Here is an 18,162-nt window from a genome sequence, read left to right as displayed (position 1 = left end):
CTGCGCCGCGCGATCCGGTCGGTGGCGACGCGCCAGGCTGTCGTCGCCGAGACGCTCAACCGGAAATCGCCGCCGTCACGGTCGCACTCGTGGTGCGCGTGCCGCAGGACGGCCCGTTTGGATAGGAGTCCGTGTACTTCACCTCTCGGGTCGCTGGGGTCTCGCGCGTGCTGAACGCCGTAGTCACTCGAAGAGTGGGACAGGGGGTCACGAGTCCGGGGAAGAGGAGGCGTGTGCTGAAGGTCAGGCCCGTCATGCTCGGGAGCAGAGTGCACGTCAGGCTTTCGCTTCCGCACGCACCGAGGAGGACGAGGAGCTCGGGGGCAACACGAGTCGCGCCACGACGCGTGCAACGCCAGCCGCTTGTAGACCGCACTGGATCCATCCCTCTCATTGCCTGACGAGCGTCCGGCGATCGCAGACCGGTGTGCATCGGAGTCTATCGGATCAGGGCTAATATTGTTCCGTCGAAGCGCTCGCTAACGAAAACGCGTTCTGCTGCATTACGACCGCACAATATGATCTCCTGCTCTCCGCCTGCCGGTCGCAATGTCAGCAGCAACGCGGTTTAGCCAGGGCGCACGAATGCGAGTGCATGCAGACTGTCGCGGACCCGAAATAGACGTAGCCACCTCCCTCACCGCGCCTGCGGCGCAATCCGGACCCGCGTAGTGTTCTTGCGCCGGGATTCAATGATCTGCGGCTAGGCGAGCGCGGGGACGAGGAGTGCCGCGAAACCCCAACGCCTCACCTCAAAGTAGCGAACCGGAGTCGCGTACTCGTCGCTTCATGACCAAGTAATTGGCGCTGTCGCTGGCTAACGCTGGAGCGAAGCCGCCCACGTGGACGCGAACTTTCCGCGATGTCACAGACCGCCGCGTTGGCTTGAGCGCCTCGTTCACGAATTCTGTGACGCAGCGAAGGCTACGATCACGAGACATTCCGAAACCTTAGCGAGGTCGCGTCAGCGCGTCACGCATCGCACGGCGGAACTCCACAGGCTGATCGAGCCAGACGTTGTGGCTCGCCTCATCGAGCACCAACAGCTTCACGTGAGGCGCGTCTTGCGCGACGACGCGCCGCCAGACAGGGCTTGCCTCAACGCCTACCTGGTAGTCGTACCTTCCGTTGATCACGGTGACCGCGTGCGGGTGTGCTGCGAGCAGCGGTCCCCAGTTGTAAACATAATTCATACTGTCACGGGCGCCCTGCGCAGCGTCAGCGCGGATCATTATGAACGGGTTGTCGCGCCACCGCTCAATGCGATAGAGCGAACCAGCCGACTGACGGAGGCGCCAGAGGTCGAACCGCTGATGCGCTGTAAGTGAATCGCGATCCAACCGTGCGCGTCGAATCTCCGCCTGTACCGCCGGCCGCGAGCTGAACTGCGCCACGAGTTCCGGGAGTTTCGCGTATCGTGCGAGTTCCTCGTCGGAGTAGTACTCCTTCTTTCCGTTGAGTGGATCGGTCGCGCCGACGAGCACGAGCTTGCCGACGCGGTTGGGATGTGTACGAAGGTACTCCATCGCCAGATATGTCCCCGCTGAATGGGAGACGAGCGTGAGACGCTCCAGCCCGTACGCCTTCCTAATGGTTTCAAGGTCCTGCACATTCAGCGGCATCGTGATGTTCCGCCGCGCCGCCACCGAGAGCCCCGCGCCGCGCTGGTCGTAGAACACGAAGCGGAAGTCGCGCTCGAGTCCGCGCACGATCCCCAGCATGTAGCGATACCCGGCACCGGGTCCACCATGGAGCACAATGACCGGCGCACCGGCGCCCACCTCGTGAATATGCAGGAAGGCGCTACTGTCATCGGCCGCGAGGTACCACTCACGCTCCGCCTCCAGCGTTCTTAAGGGAGCGGGCGTGGTGGGTCCGGGCCGCCGCTGGGCCGCGACCATGTTGAGCGGCGCGAAGAGGAGGATGAGAAATGCGACCCATTGGCGGAGTCTGCACCAAGAGAATACAAGCATGAGCCGATGTGCTGAGGACGGGTGTGGGGACGACGGACAACCCATTGACAGCCGCGAACATTTTTTGGTTGCTCGGCTAGGACACGTTTTGCTCGCTAACGCTCGCATTCTCTTGCTGGGCCCTGCAATAAAGACGCGGCCAGTGAGCGTAGCGAACCGGCCGCTACCTTGCCGGACCTGTTAAGAGCAACGCGACGGTTAGGCTTCGAGTCTGCGCCGATGTTGCCGCCGCTCCGTGGCGATGCGGTCGGCGAGATAGACTTTGAGCAAACTCTGATACGGGACGTCGCGCTCGTTGGCGAGAATCTTGAGCTCTGCCAGCAGCGTATCGGGCAACCGCACCGAGATCGCGGTCGTCGACGGACGCAACTGCGGAAATCGCACGGCGCGCGCGGCTGACCAGTCCACGTAGTCGGCGGAGTCGGCGGTCTCCCAGAATTCGCGCTCGGCGGCTTCCGACTTAAAGATCGGAATCGGTTTCAGTGCGCGCTTGGGCTTGGGCATAGGCACGGCGCTCCTTACGGTTCATAGAGCGAGCGCTGAGAACGCGAATACGCGTCCCACGCATCGTAAACACGAGATACAAATACCGGTCCGCGAAGGTCCGGCCTAAGGCGTACCATCGGACTTCACGCTGCGAGTGCGTCGCGTCCGCCGCGACGATGAACGGCTCTAGAAAGAAGGCCTGCTCGCACTCGCCAGGATCGACCTGATGGCGGGCCCGCACCTTGGGGGCGTTGCCCGCATCCCAGTCGAATCCGGTGGCGCTGACCAGCAGCGCGTCGATCGCGTCGGTCACAGGTGGAGTATATGCGAACCATATACGCTGGTCAACTCAGCGGGCCCGCACGCCGGCAAGCGCGATGCTCGCGCAGTACACGGGTCGGCCAGCGGGTTTCGCCGGTTCGTCGTCACGAGCACGGAGGGGGCCTGACCCAGACGGTTGCCACGCTCGATCACGGTGCCCGAGAGGTACGCGGACTTCTTGGGGAGCGATCCCTCCAGATTCGCTAGCGCTTGAGGGGCGGAGGCGGAGGCGTTCTGGCAGGCGACGGCGCTCACAGCGAGGAACGCGACCACGAGATCGGGGCGAAGCAGTATCGGTGACCAAGCAAGGTGACTGCGGCAGACTCCGAAGCGATCCGTCAGTGGATTTCAGAGCGAACGGCAGATCAAGGCGCTCGAATCACGAAGCTGTTCGATACCCGAAGTAACTCAGGGACGAGATCGCTCGACGGCCGTCCGTTCTGGCGATCCGGATCGTTGAAGTATGCCGCATTCCACATCACGCGATACACCCCCGTGACGAGGGGGCGCTCGAACTTCGGGAACACGTTGCTACCGGCGTTGCCCGCGAAGACGCGGATGTCAAACGCCTGCGTGCTCCCGTTCTGCACAATGATGGGTGGGCTCAGGCAGAGGAGTTGCACGGGTGACCAGAAATGAGTCCACTGGGCGCCATCGAGACGCTGGATGGAGAGGCTGGTCCCTCCATTGCAATTCACGAAGTACATCGCGCGGCCACTGCGGTTTGTGAGCGTTGTTGAAATCCGCCCTTGAGTAGCCAGCGCGCTCGTGACGAACGTGTAGGTCGCCGAATCCGACTGGAAGAGCGCGGCAGTGTCCGGCGGTCCCGGCTCGACCACGGCGTCGCCGCACGAGGTGGTCAGTGTCAGGAAGGCGGCGCACGCGAGGTGGATGCGGCGAAGGAACATCGGACAGTCGCTCCAAATGGAAGACGCAAATAGGCCTTCGGGTGGTCGGCGATCGCGCTGTATATTCGACGGACACTCGACCGACCCCAATCGAATGCTTGTTCCCGGGAAGCCGGAGAGTAAGGGGTTGAAAACAGATACTGTCAAACGGCTGCGCAGTTTCCCCGCTGATCGTGAGTCTAAATGCGTACTCGAGCACGCCGCTTCCTGACAGGTGTTTGGGCAGCGCCACTGATTGGGTCGGCGTGCCTTGAGCGTTCGTCGGCGTTGGCGGAAGTCCCTTTCTGGACGATCGACACGACCCCGCTACTCGAGATCACTGATGACGATCCCGACGGCGAGGTGGTACTCGGCAACGCGGTACACGTCACGCGGCGGCCCGACGGCGGACTGCTCGTAACCGACCAAGGCCTTCACTCTTTGCGACTGTTTTCGTCGGACGGACGCGTTCAGCGTGCCGTAGGTCGACAGGGATTGGGTCCCGGGGAGTTTGAATTCATCAGACAAGCGCTTCGGTGCGGGGACTCCTTGTTCGTCGAAGATATTGTGACACGCCGCGTCACCGTGCACTCGCTCGATGGCACGATCACGCGAGCGATGTCCACGAGCGCGTTCGCGGGTGGTACCGAAGCATTTCGGAGTGCCTGCAACGCCGAAGGCCTTTTCGTGCATCATGAGTGGAATCGTTTTGATCCTACGGTGCGCGGTCGGCGGCGCACGCCACTCTCCGTCTGGATCACGTCGGCGGCAGGTGATCGCCGCGTGGCGTTGCCTGATGTGGACGGCCCGGAGTCCGTGGGTTTCGGTACTGGCGCCGGCCGTGCGTTGCTGGGTCGGACGCCACAGCTCGGGATCGGACGGCGCCACGTGTACGTTGGTGCGGCCGATAGCGGCGTGGTGGAGGTGTACGCACTCGATGGCACACCAGCGGGAACTCGCCGACTGCCGGAAAGTGACCTGCGCGTAACGGCGGCCGATTTGGCGCGGGCGAAACGCATCGACTCGCTCGGCCAAGATGCGACGATGCAGAAAGAAACACGGCGTATTTGGGAGTTCGATACTCCACCGTCTACGCGTCCAGCATATGACGCCTTTATCGTGGACACGGATGAGCACTTGTGGGTGCGGCGCTACCCTGCCGCAGGGAAGGACAACACGCCGTGGATCGTGTTCAGTCCAGACGGCGTCCACGTCGCCACAGTCATGATGTCCGCCGCCCTCACCGTGTACGAGGTCGGGCAAGACTACGTCGCGGGGATTGTCCGTGACCCCGATAGCGGAAGGCATGCCGTGGTGGTGCTCTCGCTCAACCGATTCGCGGCGCACTGAGGTCGCAGAGCTAGCCGCAATACGGTTCAGTTACGCCAACGTTGGCTAGATGTCCCGCTTCCTGACGACGGAGGAGGGATGGCGCCGAGTGCGAGCCGATCCGGCGCCGCCCACCTACCTGACCACGATGTCCTTCTCGACCACTACCAGCGAATCCCGCCCACTCGCCCCGGCAGGATAGGCTCGGCCTTGCACGCGAATCGTGGCTCGACCCGCAGTGAGCAGTTGCACCGAGACGTCACGCGGGAACTGACGCAAATCGTCCGTGCAGGCACCTCCGACTTGCTCGCGGTCCCACACTGCGATCGTCGCGAGTACGCCGGCGACGATGAGCGTCGCACCGTCGGCACGCGTGCACGTCGTCGAGCCAAACGAACTCACCGTCACGGTAAAGGGCACTCCAGCGCGCACTGAATCCGGGGCGACCAGAACGCGCGAGGCGAAACTGGCATGTGGGAGAATGACGCCGGCAACGCGAGCAAAATCGTAGTCGGTACTCGCGGTAGGCGTGGAGCAGCCCACCGCCAATGCTGCGCTACCGAGCAATGCGGCGAGAACGGCAGACCGCTGTATCATCCCCAACATAGATCCTCCATGACCGAGCCAAGCGCTCGAACCCCAAGATAGACGGCGCAGGTCCTGACACCGCAGCCGCAACCGCACGCGGCGGTATGGGGGCAGTGTCGACCATGATACTAGGACGCGTTCGACCCTTTGACTAGGCGCCACGCGCATGAAGGCAGCGCGGCACGCCTTGGCATTCAGACGACCGCCTCGTCGTCGGTCGCCTCGATCGAACCATCAGGCCAAGCACATAGGCACACCCGGTTGCCGCCCGGATCGGCGAGCGTCCAGTGCGATGGCGCGTGTGATGAAGCGACAACACGCCCGCCGGCGGATCGTTGCACGACCGCTCCACGGATTGGCACATTCTCGGAGTAACAGCATCGACGCGTGACCGCCGACCTTGGATGAGCCGCTGACCACCGTGAGCACCGAGTGCCCCGGCGTGATGGCTCGGTTGTCGTGCAGAAAGCTTGATTCAAAGCTCTCGTCAGGGTTCCGGTGCATCTCGACCGATCCGTGGAAGGGTTACAAAGTGTCGGGCTGACTCAGCAATCTCTCCACTCTTCGTGGGCGCCGGAAATGCGAGGTACTCCTGTTTGGCAGCGCGACCAGGCGCAATGTGGCGACGCTTGCCATGAGTTGCTCTCGTCGCTCGGCGGATGCCGCGACGATGAATACCTCCAACTCAATAGTGTCCCGCAAGTAGCCGTCGAGGCGCGCTACGAACGATTTTCGTAATTCGTCATAGCCGCGCAGAAGTTGAAAGGGGTGCAAGTCTATTTCCACGCCTTCGGCACCGTCGAACGTACCAACCGCGACAAGCCGGGGGAGTTCGCCGCCGACACCGAAGAACAATCGGACCGACTCGTTACGCGACCACTTGCTCATACTCGTCGACAATCGGTGCCAACGTTGCGCGCGCGAGATGACGGTTGAGCTGCTCTTGATCGCTGACGTGATGGGTAAGCGGCAACGTGTCGGTGACCCTCACCAGCCGACGCTCATCGAGCTTATCCGGAAGTTCCACGTCACGACTCCGCGATTGTCACACGTATGCAGGGCGCTGCGGTCAAAGAAACGGCTACGGCGCCCGCTTCGATCTCGCGGTGCGACTCGTCGCTTCTACCTGTTCCACATAGCTGCGCAGCACCGCATTAATGCGCGACTGGTAACGCGGCCCGCTAGAACGGAACCACGCGATCACATCGTGGTCAAGACGAATCGAAATTGCTTCCTTCGATACCGGGGTCACGACGCGAGCACCCTTCCAGAAATCATCGGGGATGTCGCGCAGCTCGGCCGGCGCCGTACGCGCGATCTCCGCGTCGCTCGTGCGACGTAGCCGAGCCAGGTCGGCACGCCCCTGCATGGGCGCGAGCGTGGACGCCGTGCGCTTACGCGCGGTCGTCTTCGGGGCTGATGGCTTCGAGGCTTTCGGCATAGCGGCGACGCTCCCTCCGGTTGCTCAGTCGTGCGCTGATCACGCGACGGACCACCGCGAAGTCGAACCAACGCTCCGCCAGGTTCTGCTCGCTCTTCGCGTGATCTCATTCGAAGGTCACGATCAAACTACAATCGTATATACACCGTGGCAAGACCGCACGCTCGTCACGGCTCCCTGAAGACGGGCTGTCTCCACAGGACGCCGGCAAGGTTTCCAGCGCGACAACCGGGACCGCTTTGGTCAGCAAAGACGAGTCCTCATAACGTTCGTAGTAGCATCCAACCGTCACCGAGTCGTCATGCTCCCGGCCCACGCAGCCCCGAACAAGAAGGCATTGCGCACCATTGCCCGCCCCCGCACCGCCACTGAGATTCATGGCAATGACCAGTCTGCCCCTTCCCCCCGCTGCCCTTGCCCCCGATACCAGTCGCCGCCTCCGGGAGCTGGCCGAACGCTGGGAACACGCAGGGGCCGCCGAACGCGCCAACTACCAGCTCTACCTCATCGAGCTGTGCGAGGCCATCGGCGTCACGCGTCCCCGCCCCGCCGCGACCGGTGACCGCATCGCCGACGCGCAGGCGTATCAGTTCGAGTTCGCGATCAAGACGACCACGCGCGACGGCACGATCGCCACGAACTACATCGACCTGTACAAGGCCGGCTGTTTCGCGCTCGAGGCCAAGGACTCGGACGACGGCGCCACGACCACCAAGCTGCTTACCAAGGCGTTCGGACAGGTGTCCAACTACGCCAAGGATCTGAACGAGCGGCCGCCGTACATTCTGGTGCTCGACGTGGGCAAGTCGCTGATCGTCTGGGACCGCTGGTCGGGTTCCTACGGCGGCTTCCACCTCGGCACGCGCATCGACCTGCGCACCCTGGACCGGAATCCGGACACCGTCGCGCTGTTGCGTGACATCTGGACCGACCCGGCGGTGCGCGACCCGCGACGTCACGCGCAGGCGATCACCGTGGAGATCGCGGGTCTGCTGGGCGAGTTGGCATCGACGCTTGAACAGCGAGGCCATGATCCCGAGCGCGTCGCGCGATTCCTGATCCGCTGCGTGTTCTCGATGTTCGCCGAAGACGTGAAGCTGCTGCCCGATGCGTCGTTCAAGCGCCTGCTCGACGCGGTGCTGCCGTCGGGTCCTGATGCGTTCGTGGCGGCGGCGCAGGGGTTGTGGCAAGCCATGGACGCCGGCGCGATGTTCGGCTATCACCGCCTGCTGCGCTTCAACGGACACTTCTTCGCCAACGCCGAAGCGTTGCCGCTGGAGCGGGCAGAGCTCGAATTGCTGCGTCGCGCCGCCGAAGCCGATTGGAGCGCCGTCGAACCGTCCATCTTCGGCACGTTGCTGGTGCGTGCCCTCTCGGCAGAAGAGCGACATCGCTTAGGGGCCGAGTACACGCCGCGCGATTTCATTGAGCGACTCGTGCGTCCCACGGTAGAAGAACCCGTGCGCGAGCGCTGGGGCGCGGTGCAGGCCGAGGTCATGCAGCTGCGCGAGACCGGCAAGGCGGCCGACAAGAAGCGCGCCGAGACTCGGCTCCTGGAGTTTCACGCATGGCTGCGCGGGTTGCGCATTCTCGATCCCGCCTGCGGCAGCGGCAACTTCCTGTACGTGACCATGCATGCGCTCAAGCGCGTGGAAGTGGAAGTGTTTCACCTGCTGTCCGACTTGCATGGCGGGCAGATGAGCGTGCGCATGGCCGAGATCGATCCCGGGCAGTTCTTCGGCATCGAGGTGAAGGCATGGGCACGCGAGATCGCGGAGCTCACGCTATGGATCGGGTTTCATCAGTTCTGGCGCCAGCAGCACGGCGACGTGCAGCCTGATGAACCACTGTTGCGCGACACCGGCACGCTGGAGCATCGCGACGCCGTGCTCACATGGGACAGTTTTCGTCATGTACCCGAGAAGGACCGGCCGGACCCGACGCCGCGAATCGTGCATCCGGTGACGGGGCAGCTGGTGCCGGATCCGTCGGCGAAACTCAAGTACATGGAGTACGTGGGCGCGCGCGCGGCGGAGTGGCCGGAGGCGGATTTCATTGTGGGGAATCCACCGTATTTGGGGCAAGCGAGACAGCGCGACGCGTTTGGCGATGGGTATGTGGATGCCTTGCGGGCGGCATATCCGGATGTGCCGGATAGCGCGGACTTCGTGATGTACTGGTGGGATCGCGCGGCTGGAGCGGTGCTCGCCGGCAGAACGCTGCGTGCGGGTCTGATCACGACCCAGTCGATCACCCAGTCGCAAAACCGAAAGGTCATCGCTCAAGCCCGAGAGCGCGGTGCTCGGGTTGTATGGGCGATCGCGAATCACGCCTGGTGTGACGCAGTTGACGGCGCTGAAGTGCGCGTAACCATGTCCGTGCTTGAAAAGGACCCACCCGCTTCTCGGCTCGTGACTGTGGAGTACACTCGCTATATCACGGGAGCCGAAGCACCCAGGATCGTCAGCGAATTGACAGTGCCCCAGCTAAACGATGATCTCACCATTCACGCGGACGTCGCGACGGCCTCTGGAGTTCCGCTCCAGTCGAACGCTGGGCTGGCAACGCGTGGATTCATGATTTTTGGCGCTGGGTTTGTCCTCACTAAGCAGGAGGCGTCGATACTGCTCTCGAGTGACTCCACGCTGGCTAGTCGGCTTCGTCCCTTCAGAAACGGCCTAGACCTCACCTCACGTCCTCGCGATGTCTACGTCATTGACTTCGGCATGCTTTCCGAACACGAAGCGAGAAATTGGCCAGTCCTATTCGACATTGTCCGCAGCCGAGTAAAACCTGGTCGCGAAGCGAATGCGCGCGCCCAGCGCGTAAAATATTGGTGGCGCTTCGGTGAGCCGAACAGCGGGCTCCGGACGGCACTTGTCGGACTGCGACGATATATCGCAACACCAGAGACCGCAAAGCATCGGTTCTTCGTGTTTCTGGATTCGAGCGTCGCTCCAGACAATGCTCTCGTTTGTATCACGACGGACAGCAGTTTGGTGATGGGGGTACTATCCTCAACAGCTCACTCGTGCTGGCTGCTCGCCGCCGGAGGAGCTCTCGAGGACAAACCTCGCTACAACAAACGCGTTTGCTTCGACTCCTTCCCGTTCCCCGCGCCCTCCCCCGCCCTCGGCAACCGCATCTCGATCCTCGCGGAGTCCCTTGATGCGCACCGAGCCGCCGCCATCGCACGTGACGAGCGCGTGACGATGACCGGTGTGTACAATGTCGTCGAGAAGCTTCGGGCGGGCGAGGCGCTGACCCCGAAGGAACGCACCGTCCACGAACTGTCTGCCTGCGGCATTCTGCGCGACCTTCACGACGAGCTCGACACGCTCGTGGCTGAGGCATATGGCTGGCCATGGCCGATGACCGCAGAGGCAATCCTCGAGCGACTAGTCGCACTACATGATGTTCGTGTTGCCGAAGAGGCTCAAGGAATCGTTCGCTGGCTCCGCCCGGAATTCCAGGCACCGGAGTCTACCTCTGCATCGCCTGCCGCAGAACTCGCGCTAGAAGCGACCACGACGGCGATCGCTGCCGTCGCCGAGCCCACGCCGTGGCCAACACATGCCATCGAGCAGATCGCGGCGCTCAAGCGACTTGTCTCCTCGCGCACGCTCACCGTGGACAGCGTCCTACCACACTTCCGCGGGGCGCAGCGCGAGCTCGTCGCACGACATCTCGAAACGCTGGCGATCCTCGGAGAGGTTCGTGAGGTGGAAACTGGGCGATTTGCGGCGGTCGGAACGTACTGAACTGACGTCGAAGTACCGGTCCACTGCTCCTGCGGTTGGCGAGCTGTCCGAGAGGGACGCGTTGAGCAGGACCGCGGCCTCTGGCCCTCCGAATGTCCTGCGTCTATCGGGTTAAAGAAGCCTTTGCTGCATGCAACTCCAACGTGTCAAGAAACCGAGGATCGTGTCGCTCCACGACATGATTCAGGTTCCACAGCCCGCTCAGCCTGATGGACTCGCGCGGACTGGCCGAACCTAACCATGCTCGACTTGGAGGATCAGCAGGACAGAGGTTGTTCGATAGCAGCGCAATGCTGTTGCGCTCGATGACCGCGCGAGCGCTGGTCGCGCTCGGCTCATCCGGCACAGCGACCCAGAGTACCGACATACCGCCGATGTGGGCGGACACCTGATGTTCAAGGTCAGCCTCGTGCACGCGTATCTCTCCAGGTGCGGAGGAGCCGATCCCCCAAGACGCGTGCTGGCGCTGCTCGCGTTCCAACAGTGCGGCACCAACGTGAAGCCGAAAGATCGAACCTCGGTGATTGCCGCGGCCCGAGAGACTTCCACGGTGCGTACGCAGTCGCCCCCAGAGCCTCGACCTCGAACCCGCGCTGACAGCATGCGTGCCTACGCGAACGACCCGCGGAACGCCGCTGGGAGTTACGCGCTCTTCACCCTGCTCGAGAAAAAAGTAGACACCACGCTTCGGCAAGCCAGACCTTCCGGTCAAATCACACAGGCGGTGCCCTTGCAGCGGCTGGGTGGCGATCCCCGCCAGAATGGCGTAGAACCGATCGAGGTCACTGTGCATTGGCTATGCTGTCTTGGCATCGTTTCAGGAATTGAAGCTGCTTTCCGATGGCGAGGCCTTCCATCGGAATCGACACAAGACATCCGTGTTCGCGAAGCACGGGCTCGAGGTAATCTCGATAAGGCTTTCCGGCAAGGATGAGGACTTCCGCTGCCGAGGGAAGCGCCGGCAGCAGTTGAGCAAGCACACGCTCCTCCCAGCGACGGCGATCGATACTCGGCATCCCGATCAGCGTGCGCTCGTATGGCGCCACGACTTGGTCCGGATGCAGTAGTCCATACTCAGCCGACAGGATGAACCACGCATCGGCTTGGTCCATCGCATATCGCCGAAGGCCGCGGAAAAGCGGTGACGTGTAAAGCTCACGCGCCGGTGCCGGGACGGAGAGTTTTGCCTTTACGCACGAGACGAGCGCGATACGCATTGCAACCTCAGAGTCAACGTGAACCGGAGTGTCGTCCCACTCTGCCGTCTGCACATCGACACAGTCCTGGCAGACGGTCCTCTGGGTCGCACTGGAGACGACAGCAGAGTCGTCTCGGCGTCGCCACTGCCTACGTTGTCGAATCCTTTCGGCAGGCGTCTCCTCACCACTCATTGCCCGCCAGTTTAAGGACTGTTAGCGATGTCCCCGGACAAAGCGCCACCTGCCTTTCGGATGTTTAAACACGCGCGAGCCCTCGCCTTCTTCGACGGAGCGGCGCCTGTAACCCCGCTGCAGGACCTGGTTGTCGATGGGTTAGAGCTCTAGACACGCACGACGCCACTGACGAATCCAGTTGCCGTCGTTCGCACGCTCTTCCATCAAGATGGACGTTTCGATTTGTTGCCATGCAGCTTCTGCGCTAGAAAGCATTTCTGGAACAATGGCAGCCCCGGCCGCAGACACTCGAGCTTCAGCCTCAGCGAACCACCAGAGGTATTCTCGCCAGCTTGCTCCAAGCCAAGCATTGCCAGGTGCGGCTGCCATCTGTGAGAGGATTCGCGTTGCAAATGGGTTCCGCGTGGTAGACTCGCTTAGCAAGCCGGCTCGCTGCACTCGAACGAGATCACCTTCACGCAGGAAGGCCAGCAGCTTCTCTTCGAACCAGTAGGGCAACTGACCGCCCCCAGAACTTGGCTCATCGAAACGACTTCTTGAGAAACGGCGCAGGTTGAAAAACTTTCCCGTAGCACAATTCGTCGCGCCTGCATGCTTCCAGAGCAGCATATCGGAAGATGCGTACCCAACCGTCACTTGGTAGCCAGCTCCACTAAGGAGCTGGATAAGCTTCATTGATCCTTTGATCTCCTCGACGTCGGTGAGCTCGCGACGCGGCTCCGTCGTTCCGATCAGTACTAGGTAGATATCAGGTACTTCGGTGCGTGAAAGGATCGACGCGATCGACATTAGTCGGTGCTCAACGGCAAGATCATTCATGCCGACTACGGCCGTTTGGACGGGTCTCATTCCTGTTCCGGCGAGACGCTTCACCAACTGCTGTCCGGCGCCAACGATCGTTCCGAAGTACTCATCAGAGTACTGCCGAGAAAGAACTGCAGGTGAACACACGGCAGTGACGTTGAGTCGCACGCAGCAATCCGCCAATGCGTTCACAATTGCGACCCACCATCCTTCAGAGGACTGGTCAGCGGTATCGACGTCGGTCGGGAAGTATGACCAGCTTCGCAGCTTTCCACGAGCGGAAGTTGGCACGTACAGCTGCGGATCAAACCACGACTCCATCCCCGGTGATTCTCGAAGCTTCGCCACCTGAGAAGCTACCTTTGCTTCGTTGTAGTTGACCGGACTGAGAATCGCGCCCCGGAAGGAAGAGAGTTCCGGTTCGCGTAAGAGATTCTCTGAATCGTGGCCCATCTGATGGAACGCCGACATTCAGTTTTCCTGTTGTTTATTCCAATGCTCTGACAACGCGGCCGGCGTGCGGAATCGACTGATGGGCCATGGTTGTACCATCGAGATTAGACAGCCCAGATTCGCTCCCTCTGCGGCGTGAATGAACTGCGAGCCCAGATTTCCCCGAACCGCTACGCGCTCGACGATGGCTTCCGGGTGATCTCCACCATGATCGTAGGGATGAAACCCGAATGCGGAGTAGGCAAGAAGCACACCAAGCGAAAATTGGTCTGCGCGCCAGTCGATCATCGCCTTATCATTCCGAAGCTGCTCAGCTGGAGCGAAGAGCGGCGTTCCCGGACCCTGCATTTGCCAAGTCTGTGTAATTGATTCGGCAGCAAGATCACGCACGAGGCCGAAATCCACCACCACAGGCGAGACGCCATCGCCGCGAAACATGATGTTATCTGGCTTCAGGTCACGGTGTACGAGACGGTTACCAGCAATCGTGCTCATAGCGTCGATGAGTGCTGCTCCGATCACCAGCACTTCGCGTGACGGCAGTAATCCAATCGCAAGCTTTTGGCTTAGGGTACCTCCCGATAGCAACTCTTCCGTCGATACCACGTACGAAATGCCCGAAACATCGAACGCTTCGATCGCGAAGAGTTCCGCGATACCGGCATGCTTGCACCGGGTTAGAGCTTCTACCTCGCGAATGACTCGCTGAACGTTGAAGCCGGGCTTGTAAACCTTGAGCGCGGCCTGACGTCCATCGGAGAGCGTCGCGCCAAACGTTTCCTTAAAGGCGCCTGTTCCAATCGATGTATGGAGCGTCAATCCGTTGTGTGCGCAATAGGCAGCGGCCACCGCCTCAAGAAGATTTGCTGTCACGCATCTCTCCAGTAATCCACTCCTCAGCGACTTGGCATAGCCACGGCTGCAGTGGTTCGGCGCGAACCGCGTGAAGGACTATCGAAAGTTCATCACCTTCAAAGTAGCACACGCCGACGCCCCGAGCCTCAAAATCAATCGCGTAGCGAATCGCACGCAGTGCAACAGGCTTGGGAAGCAGTACATACGAGGAGTGCGCGAAGCACCGATTGCGATAGGCCTGCTGGAGCGCATCGCGCCAACGAGTCAGCTTTGCCTCCACTGCGATTACCTCGCCGGAATCGTCGAGAGCGACCACGTCAGTACGCCCGCGTCGGTAGTCGAACTCCCGGGTGAAACGCACCGGCCCCCAAGGGCTAGAATCAGAGGCTAAGACATATGCGAACTTGTCGACAAGATCGCGCTCGCTGCCAGTCACCTGCGGTACCTCGCCTTCGACAGGTTGGAAGTTCAGCCTACCCCGCTACGAAGCTGCCTAACTGATTCGTGTCGAGCAAGAAGGCGCCCGCACAAAGATCGGCGCGTCGAAGAAAAAGGGTCAGGAAATTGGGACCGACGGTTGGACCCTTGCCCGTGGGCGGTAAATCAGCGGGCCACAGTACGACCTGCGATCGTCAGATGGTGTTGCCGCCCAACGCCAGCGTCTGCAGCTGGCGATCAAATCATACGCGCCCGTAGCGCGCTACCGCTACGTCGGCCTGCAGCAAGCATCGTCAGAACGCAGCTGCTCCAGTACCGAGTAGCTTCGCAATCTCGGCCGCCATACCCGAAGCGACTAGACTACCAGTGGCTCCCTCGACGATCGTGCGCAACGACTTCAGCGATTCTCTTACGACACCGAACTTCGGTTTCGGCGATGCCGCCTGAAGTTCAAGCGTCTTAAGCTCAACTTCAGCCTCAGCTAGGTCCTCCGGTGGCAAATCAAGGGTCGCAATCGACGTCCGGACTTTCTTCAGCAGCTCAGCCAGCAAATTGAGATCTATGCTGACGGTCTGTGATTGACTGGAAGTTTCGGTGAACTGCTGAATCTGCGAGTTCGACACGCTCGCGTGAAAGTGGGTCGTGTTGTTGATCGTGCTTATGGCACGTTCGCGCTCGGCAGCGCTGAACGTCATCCCCTCGCCGAGGATTCCGTCCGCTTCTAGCTTCATCGACCAGTCGAGCACGCTGTTCCGTACAGTGTCAAGGATGCCAACTATGCTCACGGTCGAGATAATCAGCGTAGGTTCCAACGGTACATTCGCGTTTCGCATCAGCGATGCCGTCACGGCCTTCGAGAATGGCATCTGAAGCGACCCAGACTTGTCCGGGTTACCAACCAGCGCTTCCAACTCTGCAACGCCCTGCATGGAACCACGCTTCGAGAGTTCCTCCGCTCTCGCCGTATCTTCCATAACCATGGGAATCCACATTCCGTTGTACGGATTCCACGCCTTGACCTTGCCGCGTAGAACGCGATACTCGGGAACCACTGATTGCTCGGGATATCCCAAGAGTTCGTGGTTGATCCACGTCTCGAACTCAGCTACGCCAAGCTTTCGAGCGACTACCAGCGCCTTGCGAAGCAGATCTGAAGTCTTGACTGCGCGATTGAGCGCATCACGCTGAAGTTCGATAACTAGGGAGGTCATTTGCCTCGGAGTAGTAGTATTGCGCACTGCGTTCTGCTGCGCTGCGGCCGAACTTCGGGCTGTCCTGATCACCACACGTCGGCCGCAGTATCAGCAGCAACCGGGGTTGGACTGCCCCCTACTCCTTTCGCTCAGTTATTAGCGGCCGCTTGTCTGACTCCGCCTTAACGGTCCCTTCACGCATGTCTTGGTGCTTGGGGAACGGCGTCTTCACTGGAGCTTGAGTCGCCTTCTGCTCAGATTGCTGAGATTCCGGCTTGAGCGCGTCGGGCTTCGAATCTGTGTCGGACATTCGGCCACCATTCAGGATGTAGATGTTTGACTGCGAACTCTGCCCTCTAGTACTGCCGGACGATAGCTGAATCGCCGACGAGATGCCCAACAGAACTAACGACACCGTCGTTGCAATCTTCGCTCTATGTGAGTACCCAGAGCGCTTACGGTTCTGTTCCCGGTTCTTGTCTGCCGCTTCTGCGAGTTCCGACGCCAGTCCATCCCAGAAGCGATCGTCTAGCGTCGGCTTCTCACCCGGATCTGCTTCGTGGTAGGCCCGATTCTCGGTGCGCCAAGCATGCATGCCCCCAAGGCTCGGAGCGTGGCTGTACGCACGGCTCCAAAGACCGGCAATAGAGAAGCCCACTGCCACGACAAGCGCGACAACTCCTAGCGCGAGCGCAACGGTCAGCGCGGTTCGCAATGCTCCTTCGGCCAGGCCGTCGGGAAAGTTCGTCAAAAGGTAGAACGCGCCCGCACCGAGAATCGTGATCGTAGACGTTATCTGGCTGAGCGAGCTGCCCAGCGAATCGCGGCTACGCAGCTCGGCTTCGTGGAGTTGAAGGTAGACCTTTGTTGTTTCACTCTCGGTCATTGAGATTCTTATACGAGCGGGTAGTAGCCAGCCGTCCAACGCCTCAGCAGTTCTACTGCAGCGCATCCAACATAATGCGGCCGGACGGGCGAAGTGCGCCAGCACGGCGACCGCCTGCCGCACACCGCCTCGCGCTGCCAGCAGCAACATTTCGTTAGGCAGAACGCCCCGTCAGGCTTGGGTGGGACCAATCAGCTTGGCTGCGGCCGTGTCCAATGCGCGAGACTCCTCTACGATCGCGTCGCGCATCTGCACTACTGCGGTTGCAAGTTTGTCAGAAGCGACGGTCATCTTGGAAACGAGGTAGTCATCCCGTTGCGGTTCACCCGTGTGATCCATGATTGCTTCAGCGATTGCTGCACCAAATTCCGGTCCAGCCTTCTCAACCTGTTGAAGCTGGGGCAGGAGAGAAGGACGGTAAAGATTCACTAGCATCCGCAGGCGCGCCCACGGCACAGCTGGCCCATCTTCGCCGGCACCCGGTCGGCGTCCTGTAACCAATCCGGTGAAGATTGGCCGAAAGCTTCGATCGTACGCCTCTCTAACTTCCTCGACAGCTTCATAGATCATTTCGAGGCGGCGCCTTTCTTCATCGATCAAGCTCCATCCCTTCTCACGCCGGAATGCGTATTTCGACTTACTCGCCTCTGCGAGCGAGCTAATGACGACCCCTGCTAGCACGCCGAGTAGTCCGATCCACGCATCGTTCAATCTTCGTCCTCACAAGTGATTGCTATTTCTGCCTTGTATCTACCGTTTTCATGATTCTGCAGTAGTTCTGATCAGGGCGCCAGCTCGTTGTTGCCTGGGTGAGATACACCGTGCGTTAGCCGGAGCGGCGTGCCTGATTGACCGTCGTGAGAGCCCGAACAGTTGCGTCGGCCGACCAGGTGTCGAGCCCGAATTATCACAAGGACGGGCGCGGACGCCGCTTCCTGAGCGGTCGGAGGGGCAAATGTTTGTCGGCATCGATGTGGCGAAAGCCGAGTTGGTGATCAGCGTGCTGCCGAGTGCAGAGCGATTCACCGTGGAGAACGATGAACAGGGCGTGCGGACGTTGTGGCTGTAGAAAAAGCCTCAACGCACTGACGATAAAGGTCCCGAGTCGCGCAAAAACAGTTCTCGGTCATTTGATTCGGCAGTGATAACTGGTACTGCGAAGCGATTCGCGCGATACGCGCGTCATGCGCGACCGCACGCAGCCCTCCCGCTCCATGATTTACGCGGCATACCCCGCGTGGGTGAGCTTTTCGATGTTGTGCACCAGGCAAAAGAGCAGCCACTGGCCGTTCACCTTCGTGCGGCCGCGCAGCGTGAAGCGATCCAGGCGTTTGTTGTACCGCACGTTCGCGA

At 61.0% G+C, this 18,162-nt stretch carries 18 protein-coding genes; 2 read left to right on the top strand and 16 right to left on the bottom strand.

Annotated elements, in window-relative coordinates:
* Positions 1–950 precede the first annotated feature (950 nt).
* The 4 genes from RMP10_RS14780 to RMP10_RS14765 all read right to left on the bottom strand — a co-directional run bounded on the left by RMP10_RS14780 (position 951) and on the right by RMP10_RS14765 (position 3,688).
* On the bottom strand, positions 951–1,973 hold the full coding sequence (locus RMP10_RS14780; RefSeq protein WP_310570972.1) for an alpha/beta hydrolase: 1,023 nt from the start codon (positions 1,971–1,973) through the stop codon (positions 951–953).
* A 198-nt stretch (positions 1,974–2,171) separates the two neighbouring features.
* Positions 2,172–2,477 (bottom strand): BrnA antitoxin family protein, encoded by a 306-nt coding sequence (locus tag RMP10_RS14775; protein WP_310570971.1) that lies wholly within the window; start codon positions 2,475–2,477, stop codon positions 2,172–2,174.
* Positions 2,434–2,772, bottom strand: coding sequence for a BrnT family toxin (locus tag RMP10_RS14770; RefSeq protein WP_310570970.1), 339 nt, complete (start codon positions 2,770–2,772; stop codon positions 2,434–2,436). Before RMP10_RS14770 ends, RMP10_RS14775 begins: the two co-directional genes overlap by 44 nt.
* A 373-nt stretch (positions 2,773–3,145) precedes the next feature.
* Positions 3,146–3,688, bottom strand: coding sequence for a hypothetical protein (locus RMP10_RS14765; protein WP_310570969.1), 543 nt, complete (start codon positions 3,686–3,688; stop codon positions 3,146–3,148).
* A 546-nt stretch (positions 3,689–4,234) separates the two neighbouring features.
* On the opposite strand from RMP10_RS14765, the gene RMP10_RS14760 reads away from it, so the two are divergent.
* Positions 4,235–5,017 (top strand): hypothetical protein, encoded by a 783-nt coding sequence (locus RMP10_RS14760; RefSeq protein WP_310570968.1) that lies wholly within the window; start codon positions 4,235–4,237, stop codon positions 5,015–5,017.
* Between the two features lie 114 nt (positions 5,018–5,131).
* Here the strand turns inward: RMP10_RS14760 and RMP10_RS14755 are convergent, their stop codons facing one another.
* The 4 genes from RMP10_RS14755 to RMP10_RS14740 all read right to left on the bottom strand — a co-directional run bounded on the left by RMP10_RS14755 (position 5,132) and on the right by RMP10_RS14740 (position 7,025).
* A complete protein-coding gene (locus RMP10_RS14755; protein ID WP_310570967.1) occupies positions 5,132–5,593 on the bottom strand; it encodes a hypothetical protein in 462 nt (153 codons plus the stop codon).
* A 516-nt stretch (positions 5,594–6,109) separates the two neighbouring features.
* The gene (locus RMP10_RS14750) at positions 6,110–6,472 is read right to left on the bottom strand and encodes a hypothetical protein (protein ID WP_310570966.1); all 363 of its coding nucleotides are present in this window, start codon (positions 6,470–6,472) and stop codon (positions 6,110–6,112) included.
* Positions 6,453–6,611 carry a hypothetical protein gene (locus RMP10_RS14745; RefSeq protein ID WP_310570965.1) on the bottom strand — a complete coding sequence of 53 codons (159 nt, stop codon included), beginning with the start codon at positions 6,609–6,611 and terminating at the stop codon, positions 6,453–6,455. Before RMP10_RS14745 ends, RMP10_RS14750 begins: the two co-directional genes overlap by 20 nt.
* A gap of 54 nt (positions 6,612–6,665) precedes the next feature.
* Complete coding sequence (locus RMP10_RS14740) at positions 6,666–7,025, bottom strand: BrnA antitoxin family protein (protein ID WP_310570964.1); 360 nt, start codon at positions 7,023–7,025, stop codon at positions 6,666–6,668.
* Positions 7,026–7,408: 383 nt separating this feature from the next.
* Between RMP10_RS14740 and RMP10_RS14735 the strand changes: the two genes are divergently transcribed.
* Positions 7,409–10,786, top strand: coding sequence for a DNA methyltransferase (locus tag RMP10_RS14735; protein ID WP_310570963.1), 3,378 nt, complete (start codon positions 7,409–7,411; stop codon positions 10,784–10,786).
* Positions 10,787–11,568: 782 nt separating this feature from the next.
* On the opposite strand, the gene RMP10_RS14730 is transcribed toward RMP10_RS14735, so the two are convergent.
* The 8 genes from RMP10_RS14730 to RMP10_RS14695 form a co-directional block, all read right to left on the bottom strand.
* The gene (locus tag RMP10_RS14730) at positions 11,569–12,003 is read right to left on the bottom strand and encodes a DUF6884 domain-containing protein (protein WP_310570962.1); all 435 of its coding nucleotides are present in this window, start codon (positions 12,001–12,003) and stop codon (positions 11,569–11,571) included.
* A gap of 315 nt (positions 12,004–12,318) precedes the next feature.
* On the bottom strand, positions 12,319–13,455 hold the full coding sequence (locus tag RMP10_RS14725) for a hypothetical protein (RefSeq protein WP_310570961.1): 1,137 nt from the start codon (positions 13,453–13,455) through the stop codon (positions 12,319–12,321).
* On the bottom strand, positions 13,456–14,310 hold the full coding sequence (locus RMP10_RS14720) for a protein kinase (RefSeq protein WP_310570960.1): 855 nt from the start codon (positions 14,308–14,310) through the stop codon (positions 13,456–13,458).
* Positions 14,291–14,728, bottom strand: coding sequence for a hypothetical protein (locus RMP10_RS14715; protein ID WP_310570959.1), 438 nt, complete (start codon positions 14,726–14,728; stop codon positions 14,291–14,293). The genes RMP10_RS14720 and RMP10_RS14715 overlap by 20 nt, the downstream gene beginning before the upstream one ends.
* Before the next feature lie 295 nt (positions 14,729–15,023).
* Positions 15,024–15,941 carry a hypothetical protein gene (locus RMP10_RS14710; protein WP_310570958.1) on the bottom strand — a complete coding sequence of 306 codons (918 nt, stop codon included), beginning with the start codon at positions 15,939–15,941 and terminating at the stop codon, positions 15,024–15,026.
* A gap of 118 nt (positions 15,942–16,059) precedes the next feature.
* Positions 16,060–16,809, bottom strand: a complete 750-nt coding sequence (locus RMP10_RS14705; protein WP_310570957.1) for a hypothetical protein — start codon at positions 16,807–16,809, stop codon at positions 16,060–16,062.
* 171 nt (positions 16,810–16,980) lie between these two features.
* Positions 16,981–17,520 carry a hypothetical protein gene (locus RMP10_RS14700; RefSeq protein WP_310570956.1) on the bottom strand — a complete coding sequence of 180 codons (540 nt, stop codon included), beginning with the start codon at positions 17,518–17,520 and terminating at the stop codon, positions 16,981–16,983.
* Positions 17,521–18,028: 508 nt separating this feature from the next.
* Positions 18,029–18,162, bottom strand: a 134-nt coding sequence (locus RMP10_RS14695; RefSeq protein ID WP_345785803.1) for a transposase, incomplete at its 5' end; no start/stop codon positions are given.

It is taken from the genome of Gemmatimonas sp. (assembly GCF_031426495.1).
In the GTDB taxonomy this organism is placed as follows: Bacteria; Gemmatimonadota; Gemmatimonadetes; order Gemmatimonadales; family Gemmatimonadaceae; genus Gemmatimonas.
The sequence above is the reverse complement of the archived record's forward strand: the minus strand, read 5'-3'. Positions and strand labels throughout refer to the sequence as shown.